We start from the raw sequence: 24630 nt of genomic DNA on the forward strand, positions 1-24630 counted from the left end.
AATTTGCCGTGCAAATTTTGGAATACGTAGACACTCATGCTCATCTGGACATGGCTGAATTTGATGCTGACCGTTCTGAAATGCTCAAACGGGCATATGATAACGGCGTAAAGACTATCATTACCACCGGTATAGACATACCTTCCAGCCAAAAAGCCATAGATTTGGCCGCTGCCAATTCGGGCATTTATGCCGCGGTTGGTATCCACCCTCAGGAATGCACCGGTGTCACCGAAGCGGATTTCGCACGTCTGGATATACTCAGCATTACTGATAAAGTTGTAGCCATAGGCGAATGCGGGCTGGACTATTACCGCGATTATTCTCCCCGCCATACCCAGCTTGAAACCTTTTATCACCATCTGGATTTAGCTGATAAAAGCGGACTCCCGCTGATAATCCATTGCCGTCAGGCCGAAGAAGATGTGCTAAAGATACTTGCAGACTGGTCTGCCCAAAGCCCTGCTGGCGAAGGCAAAGGCGTAATCCATTGTTTCAGCGGCTCGGCAGAAACCGCATTAAAATACATAAATATGGGTTTTTACATAGGGCTGGGCGGGTACATAGGCTATCCATCTTCCAAAAAGTACAGGGCGGATTTTGCGGCTATACCCCTTGAACATATTGTGCTGGAAACAGACTGTCCGTTTTTGCCTCCCCAGCCTTACCGTGGAGAACGAAACGAACCTGCCTATGTCCCGCAAACAGCCTCAACTCTGGCAGAGATAAAAAACCTGCAGATTGAGGAAATAGCATCAGCCACCACTGCTAATGCCCGCCGTTTATTCCGCCTGGATAAATAAAAAGGCAGACGGGCAGATATCCTTGAGAACACACTCCGGACAATGCGGTTTTTTGGCATCACAAACCGCCCTCCCGTGGTCAATCAGGTAGTAAGAAAAATCCCCCCAGTATGTACGGGGGAGAAGAGCCATCAAATCCTGCTCTATTTTCACCGGGTCAGTATTGCTGGTAAGACCCAGCCGTTCAGTTAGGCGTTTAACATGGGTATCTACCGCAATCCCCTCCACCAGCCCGAAAGCATTATGTAACACCACATTTGCCGTTTTACGCCCGACTCCCGGCAGGGTAAGCATATCAGCCATGCCAGAGGGTACAACCCCACCAAAACGGCTTACAACCCCTCTGGCAGCACCTATAATATTTGCGGCCTTGTTGTGAAAGAATCCTGAAGACTTTATATCTTGTTCCAGTTCTGCTAGAGATGCCTCTGCAAAAGCCTTTGGGTCGGGATATTTTTCAAACAGAGCCGGGGTGATTTTATTTATCATCTTGTCGGTAGACTGGGCAGATAAAATAGTAGCTACCAGCATCTCAAATGGAGTAGTAAAGTTTAATGCCGTTTTAGCATCATGATAGACTACTGAAAGACGCTTTATTATTTCCAGTGCCTGTTTTTCAGGGTTTTCAACCAGCATTTCAGCCTCTCCATTTTCATTTCAAATATTATACCTCAAAAACTTTTAAGTCAGGATATTAAATAATCATAATTAGTTGTTCTTTCTCTATTAGGCTTAAGAAAAAACTGTTATAATAGGCGTCATGGCGAAATTGATAATGGTTCAAGGCACTTCCTCAAACGTAGGTAAGAGCATACTGGTAACGGCTCTTTGCCGTATATTCAAGCAGGACGGCTACAAGGTAGCCCCATACAAATCCCAAAACATGGCTCTAAATGCCTTCGTTACCAAAGAAGGCGGTGAAATCGGGCGGGCACAGGCAGTTCAAGCGGAAGCCTGCGGCATTGAACCCAGTGTGGATATGAACCCGATTCTTATGAAGCCTGAGGCAGATTCCAGAAGCCAGATTATTGTCAACGGCAAAGTAGACCGCACTATTTCCGCCCGTGAGTATTATGAATATGCCCCCCTCCTGTTGGATACCGCACTGGCGGCCTTGAACCGCCTGCGTGAGAAAAACGATATTGTGGTTATAGAGGGTGCCGGCAGTCCGGCTGAAATAAACCTTAAACAGCGTGAAATTGTAAACATGCGCATTGCCAAAGAGGCAAGTGCGCCCGTGCTTCTGGCAGGAGATATTGACAGAGGCGGGGTTTTTGCTTCTCTTATAGGTACCATAGACCTTTTAGAGCCAGATGAACGCTATTATATAAAAGGCTACCTGATAAACAAATTCAGGGGGGATGCCAGTTTATTGAAGCCGGCCATAGATGTTCTGGAAGACCGCACTTCCATACCGGTACTGGGAATTATCCCATATCTGCGGAATATGGCTATTGCCCAAGAAGATTCCGTTTATCTGGACGAATGTAAAGGCAGTCTGGGCGAAACTGACTTGGATATTGCCGTTATCCGCTTGCCACGCATATCCAATTACGATGATTTTGACGCTTTGGCTACAGACGGGGCTTCAGTAAGATTTGTATCTAAAACTGCCGAAATCGGCAACCCAGATTTGATAATAATCCCCGGTACGAAATCCACCATACCTGATATGGAATACCTGGAGCAAAGCGGTCTGGCTGAGACTATTATTAAAAAAGCCCGTAAGGGCACACATGTTTTAGGTGTTTGCGGCGGTTACCAGATTTTGGGCAAAATGATATATGACCCCCATAAAACAGAATCTGAAACTACTGAATTGAAGGGTCTGGGGCTGCTGGATACTGAAACTACCTTTGAAAAGGAAAAGGCTACCACCCAGATAAGCGGACAGGTTAAGTTTGATAGCGGTTTACTCTCAGGTCTGGCTGGTTGTGCGGTGAGTGGTTACGAAATCCACATGGGGCGTACCCGTTTATTTTCTGCCCAACCCGCATTCCATATTACCAAAACCCCAAAAGGTCCGGCAGATTATCTGGACGGGGCATCCAATGCAGAAGGCACGGTGCTGGGCACATATATACACGGGATATTTGAAAATGCCGCTTTCCGCAGAGGCTTTTTAAATGCAATCCGGCGCCACAAAGGCATTCCGGAGCGCCAGGCAGACTATTTTGACCGTGACAAAGAATATGATAAACTGGCAGACATAGTCAGGGCAAGTATAGATATGGAAAAGATTTACGCTATTTTGAACGAGGGTATACGATGACCCCTGCTGAAGCCGAAGAAAATATCAAACTGCTCCTTGAAAAAAGCCGGACAGAGCCTGCCCTTAATTTTCTGGGCATAAAAATACTGGAACTGAAACCCGGTTACTCCAAGCTGAGTATCAAACTTAAACCGGAATTTTTAAATGCCTACGGGATAATCTTCGGAGGCATCACTATGTCTTTGGCAGATGAAGCTTTCGGGTATGCGGTAAACAGCCTGAAACTACCCACAGTTGCAGCCCAGTTCAATATCCACTTTCTGGTTGCCCCGGATAATGATGATGAACTGGTAGCAGAAGCCAAAGTAATAAAGTCAGGCCGCCGCCTTGCAGTTGCCGAGGTAGAGGTGACCAATAGCAAGGGCAAACTGATAGCCAAGGTCAGCGCCAGCGGCGTTCCTCTTTAAACCTAGACTAAGCCTGAGCAGATGTTTCATCATCACCCAGATAAGCAGCTATCACATGGGTATTATTCTTGATTTCTTCGGGTTTGCCTTCGGCTATTTTGCGTCCGAAATCCAGCACCGCAATACGGTCAGCCAGATCCATTACTACACCCATGTCATGCTCAATAAGCACGATGCACTTTACCCCGTCACGAAGTATGGGCGTATCAGGATAAGTCTCACCCTGCCCTTCAAATATGTCTACAATAAAACGGGCAATATCTTCTTTTTCTTCCAGATTCATGCCAGCCATGGGTTCATCCAGCAGCAGTACCTGAGGCTCCAGAGCCAAAGCTCTGCCCAGTTCCACCCGTTTTCGCATACCGTACGGCAGCATGCTGACTACCTTTTTGCGGACGGGCTCTATCTCCAGAAAATCTATAATGTCTTCAACTATCTTGCGATGTTCTATTTCTTCTTTATGGGCCGGCCCAAAATAAGCTCCGCCGGTCAGAAAGTTCTGTTTCATAAATATGTGTCGGGCGGCCATCAGGTTTTCAAGGGTGGTCAAGCCTGAGTAAAGCTCAATATTTTGAAAAGTACGGGCAATGCCCATTTTTGCCACCCGGTCAGGGCGGATACGGGCTATATTGTGCCCGTTATAAACAATACTGCCTGCCTGAGGTTTGTAAAAACCGTTAATACAGTTTAAAAGGCTGGTCTTGCCGGCTCCGTTTGGGCCAATTATGGCTGTTATCTGGTTATCATAAATATCCAGATTAATTTCCTTCAAGGCCTTTATACCGCCAAATGAAAGTGAGAGGTTATCTATTTTTATCTTGGCATTATCCGGACTCATTCTGTTGCCTCTCCTCATTCATAATTTTATCCCGATAGTTAATGACCCTGTGGCACAGAGGGCCTTCGCATTTTAAGCTATGTCCGCATTTCTTAGCCTTTTTAGCCATCTCTTTCAGGGTATCACGGGAGGGCGAACCATAGGTGTCAAAAGCGGTGCAACGTACAGAACCATCTTCTTTTACTATTATGGTTATCTCATCACAAACCGCTTCGCAGAGTATGGTACAGGCGGTAATCTGCCAATCAGCCATATATTTCCCCTAATCCCACTTGCGTTCGTCCAGCATAAGTTTTGTTTCGTTTGCCAGAACACTTGCAGGTACAAATTCTATGTGGTCTGCTTTTAAAAGACACCTGTCCTGAAATTTTTTATTCAGTTCATCAGACAGCTTTTTAGCATCAAATTCCTTCTCATCATGCACACAGACAAACGTCAGTTCATCCCTGTTTGCCGGGCGGTTTATTTTTATCTGGTAACGGACTATTTCAGGAAAAAGCTTAAAGACATCTTCGGTCTGCTTGCCAACCACAAACATGCCCCGTACTTTTACTGCATCACCTACCCGCCCTATTATGCCGCTGAGTTTATATGCAGTACGTCCGCAGCTGCATTTCTCTTTTTTCAAACAGGACAAATCACCGGTGCCAAAACGCATCAATCCCCAGGTCTTGTTATTCACCGGAGTAACCACCACTTCACCAACTTCCCCTTCGGGCAGTTGTTTACCTGTTTTGGGGTCTACTATTTCCACTACATATTCATCAGACATAAGGTGCAGGCCGTTTTTTTCTTCGCACTCATAGGCTAGACAACCGCCGGTTTCGGTCACTCCGTACGCCTGAAAAGTCTCTAAACCATAATCTTTTTCAAGCGTCTTTCGGGTGGAAGATGTAAGCATCTCGCCCGTAAACCAAGCACGTTTAAGATTCAAGTCCTTTTTAACATCCAATCCCATCTCTTCGGCCTTGCCCAGAAGGCTCAGCAGATAGCTGGGAGTACCTACAAATGCGGTTACTTTCAGCTCCTGAATTGTTTTAATCTGCATCTCGGTATGGCCTGTGCCGGAAGCAATGGGGGTAGCCCCGCAGTCACGCAATCCTTCGTGGAAAAGTATGCCTGCCGGAGACAGGTGATAGGTAAAGGTGTTTATAACTATATCAGCCTTGCGGAAACCGGCTGCCCAGAAAGAACGCCCAAACCAGTGAATAGTGCTGGTGTGCAGTGGTTCATAAACAGGACCGGGTGAAATAAATATGCGTTCAATATTATCTTCAGGTATCATCAGAAAACCGCCATAAGGCAGGTTTTGTTTCTGCATCTCAATAAGGTCTGCTTTACGAATAATGGGCAACCTCTCCAGATCTTCCACTTTGCGTATCAAATCCGGTTTAAGCCCGGCCTTTTGGAAAATCGCTTTGGTTGCTGCCGAATTTTCATATGCGTAGACAGTAGTTTCCTTCAGTCTGTTATTCAGAAATTCAACCCTTTCGTCAAGCCCCATCGCCTCCAGCTTGTCAAAGTGGTTGTTCTTGCCATTTTCTAAAGCCATCTTTTACGCCTCTTGTAATGTTTGACCTCACGATAGCTTTTTTTAGCGCCCACCGTGGAAAGCCCCATATAAAATTCCTTAACATCCTCGTTATTGGTTAAAAACGAAGTATCCCCATCCAGCACTATTCGCCCGTTTTCCAGCACGTAGCCATAATGGGCAATGGATAGGGCAACTTTTACATTTTGCTCAACCAGTAGTACGGACGTGCCCTGTTCTTCGTTAAATCTTTTGATAATGCCGAATATCTCTTTGACCATAAGCGGTGCCAAACCAAGTGAAGGCTCATCCAGCATCATCAGTTTGGGGCGTGCCATCATGGCACGCCCGATAACCAACATTTGCTGTTCCCCGCCGGAAAGATATCCGGCTGTATTATGCTGAACATGTTTCAGGCGGGGGAAATATTCATATACCATAGATAAATCCGGTTTAATATTCTGCCGATCTTTCCGGTTAAAAGCCCCTACAATCAGGTTCTCCTCGGTGGTAAGGTGCTCAAAAACATGTCGGCCTTCCAAAGCCTGAACTATACCCAGCTTGCCGATAGCTTCCGGATTTTTTTTCTCAATCCGCGTGCCGTCCCACTCTATATTGCCGTCTGTGACCAGCCCTTCTTCAGTGTGCAGCAGGCCGGAAATAGCTTTGAGTGTGGTGGTTTTACCGGCACCGTTGCCACCCAGCAAAGCCACAATAGACTTCTCCGGCACTTCCAGCGAAACACCGTGAAGCACCTTGATAACGTTCAGGTAGGTAACCTCTATGTTATTTACTTTGAGCATAGATAAAATATTACCTTTCGCTATTTGCCAAACCAGTCAAAATTTTCATAAGCAATACTGGGTGTTTCTATCCAGCCGCTTATTACCTTAAGCTGACCATCTTCAATTTTGAAAACCCGAACAGATTTTACCAAGCGGTTATCTCCGACCGAGTACGAAACAGGACCATGCAGCCCTCCCACGTCATACCCGTTCAACCTTTTTATGCCGAATTCTTCAATAATCTGAGGTGTCAGGGAATTAACGCCGCCGGGTGAATTCTCTATGGCCAGACGCAATATTTCAGCAATTATCAAACCCTCTGACCATGAAACGATATAATCCATGTTGCCATAATTTTCAGGGTGGTATTTCAGACAGTATTCCTTCATTTTGGCCATGGCTGGAACATTTTCATCCCAACTCACAGTAGGATATACACCCAGTATCCCTTCAGCTTTGTCTGCTCCTAACAGCTCTACCAATGATTGGGTAAAGCCGCCATGACCACATCCTATCTGGACACCGGGGTAAATACCCAGCTCAATCATTTGCTTGACTATAACGGATGTCGGCTGAGGAGTGCTGGAGATGTATACTATGTCAGGATTCTGGTTTTTCATGTTTAACAGATTTGCGGTATCGTCATTAATAGTGGTGGAATGTTCGTATATACCTACTATTTCTACTCCCAGTTCCGCAGCCATAGCGGTTGCGGCATCACGCGCACCGTAACCGGTGGGATTTTGAAGTATCATCAGGGCTACCTTTGGTTTACCCTCACCCTGCCAGATATTTTCCATATAATACTTCATAAAGGCTACCCAATCATCACCATAATCCGGCAGCTGGGAATATATATGCTGGGGCGGATGGGTCAGAGAGGGTGAACTGAAAGTGGTAAAACCCGGAAAACCCGCTCGGTTGGCTATTTCCATGGATGCCTGCATATCTTTTGAGGAGTTGGTGGTAAAGAAAAGGCATTCTGAAGAAATAAACTCATTTATTACGGTTACCGCTATGGCAGTGTCATATTTGGTATCACGGAATATAGGCTCAATTTTATATCCATTTACCCCGCCTAGTTCATCATTAATATACTTTATAGCATCCAGTTTGGCATTACCCTGAGGTGTGCCTTTTTCAGCAGCCGGGCCGGTATAGCACACGCTAAGACCAACTTTTAGGGTTTTATTGGTCACCAAAGGGTCATTATTGTTATTACCGGTGATATTATCCAGATTACATCCGCTTAAAACCACGGGTACAAGGGTAAGCACCAAAGCCATAAATATTCTAAAGCCGATTTCAGATTTTCCTAGTCTCATCAGATCCCTCCTTTGAGGCTATATTATCTATTATTAAGCTTCGCAACACAACTCCCCGCAGATCCCCCTGTACCCGTTTACAGCTGGTTTAGCTCCCAAACCAGCTAAAATCCTCGTATCTGATAAGCGGTGCTTCCACCCAGTCACTCAAGACCTGCATAACACCACCTGATATCTGGAATACCCGAACAGCTTTTGCCAGGCGGTTATCTCCGCTTGAGTATGAAACAGGTCCTTGCAGACCACCCACGGCATAACCGTTAAGTTTCTTTATTCCGTATTCTTCAATAGCCTGAGGAGTCAGATTATCTATGCCTCCGGGGGTATTTATAAGTGCCAAACGAAGTATTTCCGCCACCATCAAACCCTCAGACCATGAGGCGATATAATCCATATTGCCATAGTTGTCAGGGTGATATTTCAGGCAGTATTCCTTCATTTTAGCCATTCCCGGCACATCTTCATCCCAGTTTACGGTGGGATAAACACCATAAATCCCTTCGGTATTGGTCACTCCGGCCAAATCTATCAGGGCTTTGGTGAATCCCCCATGACCACAGCCTATAGTCACTCCGGGATAAATATCCATCTGGTTCATCTGTTTGATAATAACAGACGTGGGTTGAGGAGTGCTGGAAATAAAGACTACATCAGGGTTTTGCCCCTTGAGGTTTATCAGATTAGCCGTATCATCAGTGATAGTGGCAGAGTGTTCGTAAACACCCACTATTTCTATACCTAAATCAGCAGCCAAAGCGTTTGCCGCATCACGAGCACCGTAACCGGTAGGATTCTGGAGTATCATAAGAGCCATCTTGGGAGTACCCTCTCCCTGCCAGATATTCTCCATGTAATATTTGGCAAAAGATGCCCAGCTGTCACCGTAATCCGGAAGCTGTGCATATATATGCTTCGGCGGATGGGTGCAAACAGGCGAACTGAAGACAGTAAAACCGGGGAAATTTGCCCTGTTGGCAATCTCCATAGAGGCCTGCATTTCTTTTGAGGCGCAGGTGGTGAAGAATAAACATTCTTTATCCATCATTTCCTGCACAATAGTAGCCGCCAGTGAAGAATCATATTTGGTATCCCGCCAAAGGACTTCTATCTGGTATCCGTTTACGCCGCCCAATTCCTCATTTATGTATTTGATTGCATCCAGTTTGGCATTCCCCATCACAGAGCCTTTTTCAGCCGCAGGACCGGTATAAGGTATGGAAAAACCGACTTTTAAAGTGGGTTTTACAGTTCCGTCAGGATTATTGACATCAGTCTCGCTTGTGCCGCATCCCCCCGCCGCCACCGAAAAAAGCAAAAGGAGCATACTAAAAAAGGATAAAGCTCCCCTCTTTATCAATTGTTTACGGTTTTGCCCTAACATGATTTATGCTCCTCCTTCTTTTCTAATTTCCTATTTTTTCGCCTAATACGAGAAAGGCCAATACCGGTAAGATGACTTGAACAACTGCCAGCGATGGGCGAGGCCCCTTGGTTCAAGCACCAGGAACAAGACGATTGCCAGACCGAAGACCATAGGCCCAAGCCCGGCTGCAAACCCGGATGGCAACTGCGGAAAAGCAGAGCCCATAAGGGGAGATACATATTGCACTCCCTGTTGAAGCAGGCGGATAAACAGTGTCCCTAATATAGGGCCTACCCCTGTACCCAATCCGCCGATAATCACAATACCTACATACAAAATAGAATCTGACAGAGTGAAGTTTTCAGCCGTCAAATAACCTATCCAGTGAGCCATGAGCGAACCTGCCACACCAGCCAGAAAACATCCGATGAAAAATGCCAGAAGCTTGTATCTAAATACATTTATACCCATAACCTCGGCCGCCAAATCATTATCCCGTATGGCTACAAATGCCCGTCCTATACGGGTGCGGGCAATATTTTTCATAAAGAAGATAGCCAAAACCGCCACCAGCATAATGATGAAAAACTGGCTGCCCTGAGTAGTAAAGTCAAAGTTAAAAAGGTTGATTGGAGGTATCACAATGCCGTTGAAACCGCCGGTCAGACCTGACCAGTGGTTTATTACCCAGATAATAATGAACTGGGCGGCAATGGTAGAAATGGCCAGATAAAACCCTTTTACCCGCAGGGAAGGCAACCCGAACAAAACACCTACCAGCCCGGCCATAATGCCTGAGGCTATCATATCAAAGGGGAAAGGCACACCCAGCTTATTTGCCAAAATAGCGGTGGTGTATGCCCCTACTGCAATAAAGCCGGCATGACCTACCGAAAGCTGGCCGCAATATCCCATCAATATATTTAAGCCGGCGGCGGCAATAACTGTAATGCCTATGAGGTTTAATATCCCCAGCCAGTAACTGTTGATATTGAAAGGCAGGCTGAACAGGAGTATCAAAAAACCTATAAGCATGGCCCAGTGGGTTTTGGTACGGAAAATTGCCATATCCGTCTTATAGCTAAAATTACGCGTTCCGCAAGGTAAATCCATGGCTATATCCTCTCGATGCGTTCCTGCCCAAACAGGCCATACGGCTTGATGAACATTACTATGATAATGATGATAAAGGGTATCACTTCCTTGACACCCGGCCAGGTAAGGGCAGTGAGATAACCGCCTCCCAGATTTTCAGCCAAACCGATTATAGGTCCGGCTATCATGGCACCCAGGAACGAATCAAGTCCGCCCAGTATCACCACTGAAAAGGCCTTGATACCGGTTTCCACCAGCCCCAGAGTGATACCGCCGATACTGGACATTAATACCCCGCCCACTGCCGCTAAAACTATGGCCAGCATCCATGACAGTGAGAATATACGGGTTACGGGTATGCCGCAGGCCTGAACTGCCTGTTGGTCATCAGCAGTAGCCCTCATGGCTACACCCATTTTGTGATATTTGAAAAAGATGGTCAGCAGGGCAAAAAGCAGTAAAGATATGCCGGCCGCCCACACATATTCCTGCGAGATAACAGCTGAACCGATATGGATAGGCGTTTCGGGGAATATTTTCGGCATAGCTGCCACGCTCTGCGGCCAGACAAAACTGACTACACCCTCAAGGAAAAATCCCACCCCCAGTGTCACTGTAACCAATGAAAGAATAGGTTGGCCGATAAGCGGTCTGAGGATAATTCTTTCCATCAGCCAGCCCAAAGCCAGTGCAAATAAAACCACACAGATAAATCCCAGCCAAAGGGGCATGCCTACCTGTGCCAGCATACTGTAGGTAAACCACGAGCATATAAGAACCATCTGCCCCAGTGCCAGATTGGCTACCGATGAGGATTTCCAGATAAGGGTAAAACCCAGAGCAATCAGAGAGTATACCAGACCGACTGTAATGCCGGTTATTATATATTGTAATAAATCTGCCATAATCTCCGCCTACAAAGACCTTACTTTTATACTGGTAGTTACCACACCCTTGCGTCCGTCCCGATAGGTTACCGCCGCTTCCACCTTTACTTCCTTATTCAGATGGTACATGGCATCTATCAGGTCTTTATATCTTTCGGATACAAATCCCCGCCGAAGTTTTCGGGTACGGGTAAGTTCAGCTTCATCGGGGTCAAACTCTTTATGCAGCAAAACAAATTTCCTTACCCTAGAGCCTTCCGGCAAATAACTGTTTACCCTCATAAGGTCTTTGGCCACTAAATCAGCTATTTCATTTTTCTGGGAAAGATCTACAAAGGTAGTGAAATTCAAACGGTTTTTCTGTGCCCATTTGCTTACCATAGTGAAATCAATATTTATAATAGCGGTTACATATTCCTTGTCTTCACCGCCAACTACCATGGCATCTTTTATATAAGGGCTGAAACGCAAGCGTCCTTCAATATACTGAGGGGCATATTTTATCCCGTTTGCCAGCACTCCCAAATCCTTAAGGCGGTCAAGGAATATCAGGTGACCCTTTTCGTTTATATTTACAGCATCACCGGTAGCAAACCAGCCATCCCGAAAACTTTGGGCAGTTCTCTCAGGATCTTTGTAATAGCCGCTGAACATACAGTCACTGCGGATAAGGAGTTCACCTTCATCTGTCAGGCGTACCTCAGTACCAAGCGCCGGCCGTCCCACACTTTCAAAGCTTATATCACCCTTCCCATGGGAAGAAATAAACCCGGCTTCAGTTGAAGCATAATTCTGCCTTAGCTCAATACCCATGGAATGTATCATTTTAAAAGTATCCAGCGAAAGCACCGAACTTCCGGTAACCCCGAATCTTACCTTGCTGACTCCAAGTTTATCTTTCAAAGGATGAAACAGCAGAGCGTCTGCTATTTTATGGCCTACCATGAGAGGCAAACCGGGCTTGCCTCCGGTGAGAGTTTTTTCGGCCATTTTATATCCCACGGGTGAAAGCACTTTATAAGCCAAACGTTTCAAGGGGTGGGCGTCCATTATTTTTACCTGTATCTCACTTACCAGACTCTCCCACTGACGCGGGCCGTATATGACGAAATTAGGCCCAATCTCACGGGTATCTTCGGCTACCGTTTCCGGTTCTTCAGGAAAATTCAGGCGTGCCCCGGAGAGAATGTGGGGTATAGTGGCAAAAAAACTGTCCCCCACCCATGAGGCAGGGAAATTGGAAATAAGATCGTCTTTATAACTCAGCGGGTAACGGGCAACAAAACCCTTTGCAGTAGTAATAAGGGAACGGTGGCTGAGCATAGCCCCTTTTTGCAGGCCGGTAGTACCTGAAGTGTAATAAACAAAGGCTATATCATCTGGTTTGGTAGTATCTAGCAGTCGCTCAAATAAATCTAGGTTGGCTTTTTCGTATTCCCTGCCCAGCTTTATTACTTCTTTAAAGCTTACAAGCATGGGGTCATCGTAGTTTTTAAGCCCTTTGGGATCCCAGTAAATAATCTTAATTAAGTTTGGCAATTCGGGCAGCAGCTCAAGAAATTTGTCTGCCTGTTCTTGGTCATTTACCACTGCCACTCTTACTTCAGCATGGCTGGCAATATATTTAACCTCGTCAGGTATGGAATCAACGTATATACCGGTAGGAATTGCACCAATAGACTGGGCGGCAAATTCCGCCCAAAACCATTCGGGTTCATTATCGCCTATAATAGCCACCCGGTCGGAAGGTTTGGTACCCAGGCTAAGCAAACCCAAACCGAAATATTTTACGGTTTGATAATAATCACTCCAGGTATATTTTTGCCATATACCCAGATTTTTCATACACATGGCAGGCTTATCGCCCCATTGCTCGGCGTTATGTTTTACCAGTTTGGGTATCGTGTCTACTTCAGCCATAACAACCCTCTTTATTTATCTGCCTAAAAAACTTCACCTCCCGCGTGGGGGAGGTGAGTCTGTAAAACACTGTTACCTATAAATCGGTTTACCTATTTTTACTCATCAGCTACCCCCGAAAGCGCACACAGGGTGCGCCCGGTAAACATGAAGCAAAAATAAGTGTAGCCTGCGTATTTCATTGGCGTAGTGTAACACAGGAACAAATAGGTGTCAAACAATATTCTTTTATATTCTAATAGTTGGTCAGTAGCGTATAAATACTGCCTGATTGACAAGCCGAAAGCTATTGATTATTCTAGAACTATTATCCAACGGGAGAACAAGGTCTTGAAAAAGCTATTATCCGGCAATGAAGCTTTAGCCTTAGGTGCGTATGACGCAGGTCTTAAACTGGCCGCTGCCTATCCCGGCACTCCCAGTACCGAAATAATGGAAAATCTGGCTAAATTTCCAGATATACATACCCAGTGGTCATCTAACGAAGCCGTAGCCGTAGAAGTAGCTACCGGTGCATCGTACACCGGGGTACGGGCACTGGCTGCCATGAAACACGTAGGCCTCAATGTAGCCGCCGATGCGTTTATGGCTGTTTCCACCACCGGTGTAAAGGGTGGATTAGTCATAATAGTAGCGGATGACCCCGGCATACATTCATCCCAGAACGAACAGGATACCCGCCACTATGCACATCTTTCAAAAATGCCGGTGCTTGAGCCGTCAAACAGCCAGGAGGCTTATGATTATATGGCTCTGGCATTTGAGCTAAGCGAACATTTTGACACTCCGGTAATTCTGCGCAGTACTACCCGTGTTTCCCATTCCAGTTCTCTGGTAGAAACCCTCTCCGAAAGACAGGTACCTACCCTGCCAAGCTTCAAACACGACGCCTCTAAACTGGTTATGGTACCCACCGCTGCCCGCATGCAGTGGCCGAAGGTACTTAAACGGGAAGAACTGATAGGCGAATATGCCGAAACCTGCCCCTTTAACAAATACATACCCGGAAATGCCAAACTGGGTATTATAAGCAGCGGCATTGCTTTTCAGTATGCCAGAGAAGTTTTCCCTGAAGCTTCTTTCCTGAAGCTGGGTATGACTTTCCCTTTGCCAAAAAACCTTATAAAAGAATTCAGCCAGAGTGTTGAAACTATATTTGTTGTAGAGGAACTGGATTCAGTTATTGAAGATGCTCTCTGCCGCATGGGTATTTCGGCAATAGGCAAAAAATATGTACCCCGCAGCGGCGAACTGAACCCGGATATCATCCGTGCTTCTGCCGTAAAGGCAGGCATACTACCTGAACCAAAAGATATTCTGTTTAAACCTGCCACTTCAGACTTTCCCAAGCGGCCGCCGCTTTTATGTGCCGGTTGCCCGCATACCGGCGTATTTTTTACCCTTAGCACACTGGGGCAGCGTTCGGCTCTGCCCGGCAAACCCAAACGTGAGCCCAAGCTGGTACTTGCAGGTGACATAGGCTGTTACACTCTGGGTGCTTACCCCCCGCTTTCAGCTATGGATACCTGTGGCTGCATGGGCGGAAGCATCAGCCAGGCGGTAGGTATGGAAAAATCGGGCCTGACCGAGCCAGTTATAGCCATTATAGGTGACTCCACCTTTATGCATTCCGGTATAAATGGTCTAATTAATGCGGTTTATAACCAGTCACGGATAACCATACTTATACTGGATAACCGCACCACCGCCATGACCGGCCATCAGGGAAACCCCGGTTGCGGTATTGCCGCAAGTGGTCAAACAGTTACCGAAGTGAATCTGGAAGAACTGGTAAAGGGAGCGGGCATAAAAAACCTCCAAATTATCCCTGCTTTTGACCTGAAATCCCTAAGAAACGGGCTGAAGAATGCGATATCCAGCGGGGAACTGAATGTGATAATTGTACGCGGGGAATGCAATGTAATCTGCCGTAAACGTTCCTTGCCCAATATTATAGACACCGGCCTGTGCAACCGCTGTGACGCCTGTCTTCTTTTAGGCTGTCCGGCTATCCAGCGTGAGGGTGATAAGCTATTTATAGACCAGGGTCTTTGTACCGGCAATAACTGCAACCTGTGCCATCAGGTCTGCCCCAAAAAAGCCATTAAAACCAATGAGGCGGCGTAAGTTTATGAAAAAGTTTGATATATTGATTGTGGGCGTGGGGGGACAGGGAGTCATACTGGCAAGTAATGTGCTGTGCGATGCGGCTATGGCCGCCGGCTATGATGTCAAAAAGACTGATACGCTCGGCATGGCTCAACGCGGAGGAAGTGTAGTCAGCCACCTCCGTTTTGCTAAGGAAGTCCGCTCTCCCCTTATTTCAAAAGGGCAAACAGACCTTATTATTGCCTTTGAAAAACTGGAGTCTGCCCGCTATATGGAGTATCTGGGTTCACAAACCAAAGCGGTTATAAATGATATGGCCATGCCTCCGGCTTCCATAAGTCTGGGCCTGTCAAAATACCCTTCAGATGCCGAAATACTGGACGGATATACCCGCTTAGGTATAAAAGTGGATTTTATAGCCGCAAATCAGGCAGTCAAAGAGCTGGGCAATCCTAAAATGCTGAATATATACCTTCTGGGATATGCCGCCCGTTATCTGCCCTTTGATTTTGAAATACTAACCGAGGCTATAAAGAAACGCCTTCCGCCAAAGTTACTTGAGGCAAATTTGAAAGCATTTTCAGCGGGATACACAGCGTCCGCTAAGCAAAGCTAACTCAGGGAGCAAGTATTATCAGATTCGGCAGATGCAATATCTACCAAAAGCTTTGAAAGCAAGTCTGAAATTCTCAGTTCACCCACCAGTTTGCCTGCATCATCTATTACCGGCATTTCTACCATTTCCTTGTCTGCCATCAGGTTTATGGCATGAGCAATGGCATCGGTTTGTTTGACGCTGATAATTTCGGAAGTTATTTCTTTAATAGTGCATGACTGGCTGAGTCGCAGTACTTCAAAAGCATCCGAACGGGTCACGATATGTTTTTCAGACACAATATTCAGCTTCACTTTTACCCATTCAAGCAGCTGTTTAAGTTTAACAACCCCGGTCAAAATGCCATCTTTATTTACCACGAAAAGGACGTGGGTGTGCGTATGAGCAGCAAAAGCCTTTATGGCATATTCAATACCCATATCATCTTTAACCATCCGCTTGTCGGATATCTTTTCACACAGTTCACTGACGATAACGTTTTCCAAAATCCCTCACCCGTCTATTTTTCTTTTTGTACAGTTATCTCTGCCTGGCAATGGGGGCAACAGGATTCTCCCCGTCCAAACAACCCACCGCAAGCGGGGCAATAAAAAAGTGACAGCTTGCAGGCTTTGCAGAAAGGCATGCGTGCTTCAGTTTCAGTAGTAATATCACAATATGGGCAAGCAGCAGGATTTTTACCGGAATTTGAGTGTGTCATATTAACCTCTGGCCTGAACTTTGATTTTATAGTCGGCAATAGCGCTGTGCAAGGCTTGTGGCCCCATTTGGGAACAATGGTTACGGTTCTGGGGCAACCCCTTTATTTCAGCCTCTACTGCCTTGTTATCAATCTTCATGGCTTCTTCAATTGTCTTGCCGGTAGCCATCAGGCTTACCAAACTGGATATAGCTACAGCCGCCCCGCAGCCATAAGTTTTAAACTTAACTTCTACCAAACGGTTATCTTTAACCCTTATGTAAAATTCAGTAACATCGCCACAAACGGCATTGCCGGCCCTGCCTATCCCGTCAGGATTTTCCATTTCACCTGAATTAAGAGGATTAACGAAATATTCCATAACCTTTTCAAAGTACAAAGTCATATCACATCCCCTTTTCCCCGGATACTATTAGGATAACAATAGAAAAACCAAAAAGCAAAACTTAACTCTTATATAATTTTAACACATACTTTTTAAGCTTAACAGTCAAACCTTAAACCATATCTTGTGTGCTATAATATTACAAAATATGCCGAGGAGGCCAAAACCATGATGTTTGATTGGTCAAGTGCTGGCTGGGGCTGGATGATTTTTGGCGGTATCTTCATGGTCATTTTCTGGTGTGCTATTATCGGAGTAATTATCTGGGGCATTATCCACCTTACTAAAAAAGGGCAGACTGCATCTTCCGTTTCATCTGCAACCAATAAAACCCATTACATGGAAATATTGAAAGAACGCTATGCAAAGGGCGAGATAACCAAGGAAGAATTTGATCAAATGAAAAAAGACCTCTTGTCTTAGCCCAAAGCAATGCCTGAAAATAACCTGACAGATACTCTGCCCAAGATAATTACAGGTATAAGCGGCATGTCATGTACCAGATGTGCCGCCGGTATAGAAGGCCGTTTGTCAAAAACAGCCGGGGTAATAAACCCCAAACTGAATTTCGCCTCCGGCAAGCTTATATTTAATTATGATCCTTCCATTATCAATCTGGCAGATATCAAGTCAATTATCACTGATTTGGGTTATGGCATTATCAGCCGCAAATCCATTTTCCCCATAAAAGGCCTCCACTGTGCATCCTGTGTAGCCAGGGCAGAAAAAGCTCTGAAGAATACCGTCGGCGTAATTAATGCCAGTGTCAATCTGGCTAACCAGACTGCCAGTGTAGAATATCTGGACTCCATTACTTTCCGCGAACTCAGCCAGTCTATAAGCAATATGGGTTATGAACTTTTGCCTGAAGAAACGCCTCAGGATGAACTTTCCCGATCAGAAGATGCCGAAACCCGTAAATTGAAACGGGAACTTTCCGTCGCTTTGCTACTTGGAATATGTCTTATGATAACCGGTTTCCTGCCTGCATTCAGCGGTAAGGAAATTTTAATGTTCCTGCTGGCAACGCCTGTTCAGTTTTGGGCAGGTATACGTTTTTACAGGGGGGCATTTTCCGCCCTGAAAAACCGTACTACAGATATGAATACCCTTATAGCACTGGGTACTTCCGCAGCCTATCTGTACAGCCTGATAGCTTTGCTATTTCCATCTTTATTTGATTCGCCCCTGCTGGAAAAACACCTGTACTTTGACACCTCCGCCATGATTATCGCCCTTATCCTGACCGGGCGTTTTTTGGAATCCCGTGCCAGAGGGCGTACCTCTGATGCCATTCGCCGTCTGATAGGTCTGCAGCCTAATACTGCCTCAGTTATCAAAGACGGAAAGGAGATTTTGGTAAGCATCAGCCAAGTTATGGCAGGCGATAAGATTGTTATCCGCCCGGGTGAAAGACTGCCGGTAGACGGACTGATACTGGAGGGTTATTCCAGTCTGGATGAATCTATGATAACCGGCGAAAGTATTCCGTCTGAAAAAAAGACCGGTGATAATGTCATTGGCGGTACATTCAATCAAACCGGTGCGTTTACATATGAAGCCCGAAAAGTTGGGGCAGATACCGCACTTGCCCGTATAATCCGTCTGGTTGAGGAAGCTCAGGGTAGCAAAGCCCCTATTCAGCGTCTGGCAGATAAAATAGCCTCGGTCTTTGTGCCTGCGGTTATAGGAATAGCTATATTGATCTTTGTTTTCTGGCTGGCCTTAGGGCCTGAGCCATCTTTTACTTATGCATTTTTGAACCTGATAGCAGTACTGATTATCGCCTGCCCGTGTGCTTTGGGGCTGGCCACACCTACAGCCCTGATTGTCGGCATGGGAAAAGGGGCTGAAAACGGGATACTTATTCGCAGTGCAGTAGCTCTTGAGAAAATGCATAAGCTGGATACTATTGTACTGGATAAAACAGGCACCCTTACCCGCGGCAAACCGGTACTGAGCAATCTGGTAAGCCACCGTCTGGATAAAGATGCCTTTTTAACTTTGACTGCTTCTGCCGAACAGTTTTCCGAGCACCCGCTGGCCAAAGCTATCTTGAAAGAAGCTGTACGCAAAAAACTTGAACTTTCAAACCCGTCGGAATTTTCCGCTTTGCCGGGCGCAGGGCTAAAAGCTACCATAAACGGCGCCCAAATACTCATTGGCAACGCCAACCTGATGCAGTCCAATAATATATCACTGGGTGCATATCAAGCTGAAGCTGATAAACTCTGGGAAGCGGGGGAAAGCCTTATTTTCGTAGCTGTAGATGGCAAACCTGAGGGTATTGTGGCCATCAGGGATATTTTGAAACGCGAATCTGCTGCGGTTATTGCCGAACTGAAAGCAAACAAACTTAATCCGATTATGCTCACAGGTGACAACCACCGGGCAGCCAAACGTATTGCAGATGAGTTGGGTATAGACCAATATATAGCTGAGGTCAAACCCGAAGACAAGTCTAATCTGATAAAAGACCTTCAGGCAAAAGGTCACTTTGTAGCGATGGTGGGGGACGGTATCAATGATGCCCCGGCACTGGCTAAGGCAGATGTAGGCATAGCCATTGGCACCGGCACTGATATAGCTATGGAAACTGGTGATATCACCCTTATTTCAGGTGATCTTTTCGGCATTACCAAAGCTATTCGTTTGAGCAAGGCAACTTTAAATACTATCCGCCAGAACCTTTTCTGGGCGTTCTTCTATAATATTATTCTGATTCCGGTAGCAGCCGGTGTACTCTACCTGTTTTTCAGCCAGAATGGCGTGCCTCAACCCCTGCGGTTCTTTCTGGGGGAATACGGCTTTTTAAACCCCATACTGGCGGCTCTGGCCATGGCTATCAGCTCTCTGACCGTAGTCGGCAACTCTCTCCGCTTGCGAAGTCTAAAACTAAGTAGCTATCCGAAGCAATAATACATACGTTATAAGTAGTGATACGTATTGAGACATTTTTGCCTGCGTGTCATACTTTTTATATGGATAATGAGCGGGCATAAAAGGAGGTATGATTATGACTCTGGAAAGATGGCAACCCGGTTGGTCACTTCGCCCCTGGCGTCCTTTCCGAGAAGTACTCAGTCCCGGCCTCTGGAACATGCTTACTAATGAACGTGACTGGCTGCCGGCAACCGAAATGGTAGAACTCAAAGACAAATATCTGATAAAAGCAGAAATGCCCGGAATAAACGAAGAGGATATTGAAGTCTCGGTATCTGATAACGTTCTCAGCATAAAAGGTGAAAAAAAGTGCGATTGCGAAATATCAGAAGAGAACTATTATTTCAGTGAGAGGAGTTACGGCAGTTTCTCACGCTCTATGACCCTGCCCAATAATACCGACCCTCAGAATATTGCTGCCACTCTGGATAATGGCATTCTGGAAATTACCATACCCAAGTCATCTGAGGCCAAACCCAAAAAAGTTTCGGTAATCAAGGCCGCCAAACCCAAAAAAACTGACCTTAATACCCAATCCATAAAACCTAAAGCCCAATCCTGACAATGGCTATACACTGCCCGCTCTAAATAATCCAAATAGAGAAAGGACTCCAATGGAAAAATCAAAAACCATAGAGCTACTCACAAAAGATATGGAAGATGAGCATGGAGCCATTATCCAATATCTGGGTCATGCATATGCTATCGGCGAAGGTGAGGTAGCTTGTGAAATAGAAGCCATTGCCCGTGAAGAAATGCGCCATCTGGACTGGCTTGCAGAAGCTATCACAACTTTGGGCGGCGAACTGAGTTTTAAACGCGGCATGATGGATATGACCGGTAAGACTGTATCTGAATGGATGCAGGCTAATGTGGGGCTTGAGAATGGGGCCATTACCCAATACCGCGAGCATATAAAACTCATTGATGACCCCAAGATTAAGCGCTTGTTAGAACGCATACTCGCAGATGAAGAATCCCATCAGGGTGATTTCAAGCATTTTGTTGAAAAAACCCTGCGCGAAAAAATGGTGGACCGCCGCGGAGATACATCTAATATTACCACTGAAAACCTGAGTTGGGGCATAAAACACGAATACACTGTTATCATCCAGTATCTGCTTCAATCTTACTCAGCTAAAAACGAAGAAACCCGAAAAGAACTTCAGGATCAGGCTATAAACGAAATGCAGCACATGGGCTGGCTGTCAGAAAAAATGATAGATAAAAAAGGCCACCCCCATCTGGAACATGATAAATTTGAAAAAACCCGTGATCATACCAAAATGCTCAAGGCAGACATAGAGTTAGAACACAAGGTAGCCGATAAATATGACCAATCTGCTGCCCAAACAAACGAAAGTGATGTCAAAGAACTTTTCCAGAAGCTGGCAACCCACGAACGTTACCACGCTGAAATATTCAAAGACCTTTTGGAATAAAAATATATTACACTTCGGAGGAACAGGCTATGTACACTGCACGTGACTATTCTGCCCTGACTGGTATTGAAGGGTTTTCTGATACCCTGCTTAAAAACCATTTTACTTTATACCAAGGTTATGTAAACAACACCAACAAACTTGCGGATACTTTAAAGGCCATGCTTGAGGAAGGTAAAACAGCTACGCCGGAATATGCTGAGCTCAAACGCCGTTTCGGGTTTGAATTTGACGGTATGCGTTTGCACGAATACTATTTTTCTAACCTTGGAAAATCTGTACCCCTATCAGAAACGGGCAAATTCTACCAGGCACTGGCAGCAGAATTCGGTAGTTACCAGCTCTGGGAAGCAGACTTTAAAGCTACCTCCGCTATGCGGGGCATAGGCTGGGTAATACTCTATAAAGACCCTCAGACCGGACGCCTGTTTAACCAGTGGATAAACGAGCATGAAGCCGGGCATCTGGCAGGTGCCACCCCGATACTGGTAATAGACGTATTTGAACATGCCTTCCTGACAGATTACGGGCTGAAACGAGCAGAATACATTGCTGCCTTTATAAAAAATATAAACTGGTCTGAGGTGGAAAAACGTTTCCTGATATAAACTTATTCTTAATATCCCAAAAAACCAAAGGGCAGTAGAAATACTGCCCTTTGGCATACACTTCTGGTATATTTTGAAACCCTAAAACGGTTATAAGTTAGTCAACCGGTATATCAGTCATATAGGATTGCACGATACCGGTTTCAGGAAACCAATAATAGACTGTTGTCCCTACCATAGCTTCGCATAGTATATAAGAATATCCATCTGCATGCCCCCATGAAATACAGGCAGATACCAGATATCCGTCTTCCATAGCCGCTTTTTGTACTCTCAGAGCAGTAGCATATTGGTCATCAGCGTAACTATATTCAGTTTGTTTATGGCTGCTTGCCCACAGTTGTAGTTTATTAAGAGACTCAAAATTTCTAAGCGGATATTTTGCCTGAATGGCTGAAAGCTCATCTTCGGTAGTTGCTAATTGCGCTTCAGATAAACTAAGCTGGTTGTTTACATCCTGAATAGTACTCTGGGCAGCAGCAAGGTCTGACTGCAATCCGGTCTTATCTGCATTAAGCCCGCTAATAGTTTCTTGCTGGGTATCAATAGTATTACTGTCATCTATATACTTATAGCCTAAAAACCCAGTGCTTATGATAGCTAATGCCAAGAAAGCCGAAAGCAGTGTAACCGGCATGTTGGTTTTTTTCTTTTGGGGTGCAGGGCTCCATACGGAAGCACCATTTGAAAATGATGATACACCTGTTTCACCCATGGGTGTTTTTGGGGCAATTTGCTCAACTGCCGCCGGCTGGGTTATTACAGTTTTGTCTTCAGTCAGTTGCATTTTCTCCTGTTTTGCACCGCATGATTTACAAAATAAATCATCATCAGACATGGCGTTTCCGCATTTTGGACAATACGACATCTTCTAACCTCTCATATTTGGATACCTTGGGTATTATAGTCTTGCGTTAGCTATAGCTGTCAAGATATTCATAATGAATATTTTCAGACCAAACCAATACTTAAATCTATAAATATATATTTGCCATTAGTTATAGCAACAACAAAAAAGCCCCCAGCATTTTAGTGCCAGGGGCTTAAATTTAGCTTTAATTTTGGCGCGCCTAGAGGGATTCGAACCCACGACCCTCGGTTCCGAAGACCGATGCTCTATCCACTGAGCTATAGGCGCAGGCCGCTTTGAAAATGGGGTGAGTGATGGGACTTGAACCCACGATCTCCAGGGCCACAACCTGGTGCCTTAACCGCTAGGCCACACTCACCAAAACCACCCGTATTATAGCCAAAACTGGCCTATCATTTCAATTTATTCTTGAAACTGGCAAATTTAGCTTTAACGCCTTTCCAGATAAGCGATAGTTACGCCCGAACCGCCCTCTCCATACTCTCCTAAACGGTAAGACTGAACAAGCGAATGCCCTTTTAGTTCATCCCAAACCAGCCCGCGGATTACACCGCCGCTTTTTCCGTGTATAATTTTTATAACCATATGCCCTGCCATGAACGCATCATTTAAGTATTGTTTAAAGGCCGGCAAGGCCTCATCAACAGTCAGGTGACGCAGGCTTATTTCATTGGGAACGTTGTCAGGGCGGCTTCGCTTCAAATTATATGGCATAAGATATCTTAGCATCATGCCCATGTGCGGGCAATATTACGGTAATGTTGCCGTATATTATCAAGTAACCGCCTTTACTTTAAACCTTCAAATGACATACTATTCCCTTATGGGTTAATAAATATACCTGCATTGAAATACTTTGCCCTAAAATAATACATATTGGTGACAAGTTGAAACCGATAAAAATTATCCCCTGTTTAGATGTCAAAGATGGCCGCGTGGTCAAAGAAATCAAGTTTACAGATATGGCCGATGCCAGAGACCCGGCTGAAGCGGCTTTTGTTTATTCCAAACAAGGGGCAGATGAGTTGGCTTTTCTGGATATAACAGCCACTATTGAAAATAGTTCTATCCATACGGATTGGGTAAAAAAGATTATATCCAAAACAAGTTTGCCCTTAATTGCGGGCGGGGGCATCAGAAACCTTCAGGATATTGAAAATCTGTTTACTCTGGGCGTAAGCAAAGTAGCGTTAAATACCATTACTCCCCAAAATCAAGAATTTATTCGTAAGGCGGTAGCCAGATTCGGCAGTGAACGGATAATAGTAGCTATAGACGGTATCAAAAATCCACCGGGAAACGGACACTCCCGTCTTGAAACTGTTATGCCGAATGGTGATGATACACACAATCTGGAACTGGTGGACTGGGCAAAACAGGTGGAAGCATTGGGGGCAGGTGCTATTTTGCTTACCAGCAAGGATACAGACGGAACCAAAGACGGTTTTGACCTGGAAATGATTAGAGCTGTAACCCGGGCAGTAAGCATACCGGTAATAGCTTCCGGGGGCGCCGGCAAGCTGGAGGATATGTATGCTGCCATAATCGAAGGCAAGGCTCAGGCTGTGCTGGCGGCTTCAGTATTTCATTCCGGCATCATAAACATATCGGAACTGAAAACATATTTGCATTCAAAAGGTATTCCGGTAAATATACCGCACAAAAAATATACATCCCCTTCTAAAAGCAAATAGTATAATATTTATAAGACATTACGGCAACCTGTTGCC

Annotated in this window: 25 protein-coding genes and 2 tRNA genes; 11 read left to right on the forward strand and 16 right to left on the reverse strand. The window is 45.4% G+C overall.

Annotated elements, in window-relative coordinates:
• Positions 1-8 precede the first annotated feature (8 nt).
• Positions 9-803 (forward strand): TatD family hydrolase, encoded by a 795-nt coding sequence (locus X794_RS03920; protein WP_011929117.1) that lies wholly within the window; start codon positions 9-11, stop codon positions 801-803.
• Here X794_RS03920 and nth read toward each other — a convergent pair.
• On the reverse strand, positions 783-1439 hold the full coding sequence (nth, locus tag X794_RS03925) for an endonuclease III (protein ID WP_034376489.1): 657 nt from the start codon (positions 1437-1439) through the stop codon (positions 783-785). The genes X794_RS03920 and nth overlap by 21 nt on opposite strands.
• 124 nt (positions 1440-1563) lie before the next feature.
• Here nth and X794_RS03930 point away from each other — a divergent pair, with 124 nt between their 5' ends.
• The gene (locus X794_RS03930) at positions 1564-3075 is read left to right on the forward strand and encodes a cobyric acid synthase (RefSeq protein ID WP_041344548.1); all 1512 of its coding nucleotides are present in this window, start codon (positions 1564-1566) and stop codon (positions 3073-3075) included.
• A complete protein-coding gene (locus X794_RS03935) occupies positions 3072-3482 on the forward strand; it encodes a PaaI family thioesterase (protein WP_011309379.1) in 411 nt (136 codons plus the stop codon). Before X794_RS03930 ends, X794_RS03935 begins: the two co-directional genes overlap by 4 nt.
• Positions 3483-3489: 7 nt before the next feature.
• Here the strand turns inward: X794_RS03935 and X794_RS03940 are convergent, their stop codons facing one another.
• The 9 genes from X794_RS03940 to X794_RS03980 form a co-directional block, all read right to left on the reverse strand.
• Entirely contained in the window at positions 3490-4320 is an 831-nt protein-coding gene (locus X794_RS03940; RefSeq protein ID WP_011309380.1) for an ABC transporter ATP-binding protein, read from the reverse strand.
• Complete coding sequence (locus X794_RS03945) at positions 4307-4573, reverse strand: hypothetical protein (RefSeq protein WP_011309381.1); 267 nt, start codon at positions 4571-4573, stop codon at positions 4307-4309. The genes X794_RS03940 and X794_RS03945 overlap by 14 nt, the downstream gene beginning before the upstream one ends.
• A gap of 9 nt (positions 4574-4582) precedes the next feature.
• Entirely contained in the window at positions 4583-5872 is a 1290-nt protein-coding gene (locus X794_RS03950; protein ID WP_011309382.1) for a phenylacetate--CoA ligase family protein, read from the reverse strand.
• Positions 5863-6654, reverse strand: a complete 792-nt coding sequence (locus X794_RS03955) for an ABC transporter ATP-binding protein (RefSeq protein WP_011309383.1) — start codon at positions 6652-6654, stop codon at positions 5863-5865. The genes X794_RS03950 and X794_RS03955 overlap by 10 nt, the downstream gene beginning before the upstream one ends.
• Before the next feature lie 20 nt (positions 6655-6674).
• On the reverse strand, positions 6675-7961 hold the full coding sequence (locus X794_RS03960) for an ABC transporter substrate-binding protein (RefSeq protein ID WP_011309384.1): 1287 nt from the start codon (positions 7959-7961) through the stop codon (positions 6675-6677).
• Positions 7962-8049: 88 nt separating this feature from the next.
• The gene (locus X794_RS03965; protein WP_011309385.1) at positions 8050-9342 is read right to left on the reverse strand and encodes an ABC transporter substrate-binding protein; all 1293 of its coding nucleotides are present in this window, start codon (positions 9340-9342) and stop codon (positions 8050-8052) included.
• A 42-nt stretch (positions 9343-9384) separates the two neighbouring features.
• A complete protein-coding gene (locus X794_RS03970; RefSeq protein ID WP_011309386.1) occupies positions 9385-10437 on the reverse strand; it encodes a branched-chain amino acid ABC transporter permease in 1053 nt (350 codons plus the stop codon).
• 2 nt (positions 10438-10439) lie between these two features.
• Complete coding sequence (locus X794_RS03975; RefSeq protein ID WP_011309387.1) at positions 10440-11324, reverse strand: branched-chain amino acid ABC transporter permease; 885 nt, start codon at positions 11322-11324, stop codon at positions 10440-10442.
• A gap of 9 nt (positions 11325-11333) precedes the next feature.
• Positions 11334-13226, reverse strand: coding sequence for an AMP-binding protein (locus tag X794_RS03980; RefSeq protein WP_011309388.1), 1893 nt, complete (start codon positions 13224-13226; stop codon positions 11334-11336).
• Between the two features lie 330 nt (positions 13227-13556).
• Here X794_RS03980 and iorA point away from each other — a divergent pair, with 330 nt between their 5' ends.
• Positions 13557-15353, forward strand: a complete 1797-nt coding sequence (gene iorA / locus X794_RS03985) for an indolepyruvate ferredoxin oxidoreductase subunit alpha (RefSeq protein WP_011309389.1) — start codon at positions 13557-13559, stop codon at positions 15351-15353.
• 4 nt (positions 15354-15357) lie between these two features.
• Positions 15358-15951: an indolepyruvate oxidoreductase subunit beta gene (locus tag X794_RS03990; protein WP_011309390.1), complete on the forward strand. Its 594-nt coding sequence runs from the start codon at positions 15358-15360 to the stop codon at positions 15949-15951.
• Here the strand turns inward: X794_RS03990 and X794_RS03995 are convergent.
• Together X794_RS03995 and X794_RS04005 are read right to left on the reverse strand one after the other, a co-directional pair.
• Entirely contained in the window at positions 15948-16436 is a 489-nt protein-coding gene (locus tag X794_RS03995; RefSeq protein ID WP_011309391.1) for a CBS domain-containing protein, read from the reverse strand. The two genes, X794_RS03990 and X794_RS03995, sit on opposite strands and share 4 nt — an antisense overlap.
• A 216-nt stretch (positions 16437-16652) precedes the next feature.
• Complete coding sequence (locus X794_RS04005; RefSeq protein ID WP_011309393.1) at positions 16653-17036, reverse strand: iron-sulfur cluster assembly scaffold protein; 384 nt, start codon at positions 17034-17036, stop codon at positions 16653-16655.
• Between the two features lie 168 nt (positions 17037-17204).
• Here X794_RS04005 and X794_RS04010 point away from each other — a divergent pair, with 168 nt between their 5' ends.
• From X794_RS04010 to X794_RS04030, 5 genes are all read left to right on the forward strand, one after another.
• On the forward strand, positions 17205-17459 hold the full coding sequence (locus tag X794_RS04010; protein ID WP_011309394.1) for an SHOCT domain-containing protein: 255 nt from the start codon (positions 17205-17207) through the stop codon (positions 17457-17459).
• A 9-nt stretch (positions 17460-17468) separates the two neighbouring features.
• Positions 17469-19955, forward strand: coding sequence for a heavy metal translocating P-type ATPase (locus X794_RS04015; RefSeq protein WP_011309395.1), 2487 nt, complete (start codon positions 17469-17471; stop codon positions 19953-19955).
• 97 nt (positions 19956-20052) lie between these two features.
• Positions 20053-20541: an Hsp20/alpha crystallin family protein gene (locus tag X794_RS04020; protein WP_011309396.1), complete on the forward strand. Its 489-nt coding sequence runs from the start codon at positions 20053-20055 to the stop codon at positions 20539-20541.
• Positions 20542-20593: 52 nt separating this feature from the next.
• A complete protein-coding gene (locus X794_RS04025; protein WP_011309397.1) occupies positions 20594-21421 on the forward strand; it encodes a ferritin-like domain-containing protein in 828 nt (275 codons plus the stop codon).
• Positions 21422-21450: 29 nt separating this feature from the next.
• Positions 21451-22029, forward strand: a complete 579-nt coding sequence (locus X794_RS04030; RefSeq protein ID WP_011309398.1) for a superoxide dismutase — start codon at positions 21451-21453, stop codon at positions 22027-22029.
• Between the two features lie 97 nt (positions 22030-22126).
• On the opposite strand, the gene X794_RS04035 is transcribed toward X794_RS04030, so the two are convergent.
• The 4 genes from X794_RS04035 to X794_RS04050 all read right to left on the reverse strand — a co-directional run bounded on the left by X794_RS04035 (position 22127) and on the right by X794_RS04050 (position 23614).
• The gene (locus tag X794_RS04035) at positions 22127-22897 is read right to left on the reverse strand and encodes a zinc-ribbon domain-containing protein (RefSeq protein ID WP_011309399.1); all 771 of its coding nucleotides are present in this window, start codon (positions 22895-22897) and stop codon (positions 22127-22129) included.
• 194 nt (positions 22898-23091) lie between these two features.
• A tRNA-Arg gene (locus X794_RS04040) sits at positions 23092-23167 on the reverse strand.
• 15 nt (positions 23168-23182) lie between these two features.
• A tRNA-His gene (locus tag X794_RS04045) sits at positions 23183-23258 on the reverse strand.
• Positions 23259-23329: 71 nt separating this feature from the next.
• Positions 23330-23614, reverse strand: a complete 285-nt coding sequence (locus X794_RS04050) for a Smr/MutS family protein (protein WP_226988215.1) — start codon at positions 23612-23614, stop codon at positions 23330-23332.
• Between the two features lie 173 nt (positions 23615-23787).
• Here X794_RS04050 and hisF point away from each other — a divergent pair, with 173 nt between their 5' ends.
• Positions 23788-24594 carry an imidazole glycerol phosphate synthase subunit HisF gene (gene hisF, locus X794_RS04055; protein WP_011309401.1) on the forward strand — a complete coding sequence of 269 codons (807 nt, stop codon included), beginning with the start codon at positions 23788-23790 and terminating at the stop codon, positions 24592-24594.
• The last annotated feature ends 36 nt before the right edge of the window (positions 24595-24630 follow it).

The sequence above is a fragment of the Dehalococcoides mccartyi CG5 genome, from assembly GCF_000830885.1.
GTDB lineage: Bacteria > Chloroflexota > Dehalococcoidia > Dehalococcoidales > Dehalococcoidaceae > Dehalococcoides > Dehalococcoides mccartyi_B.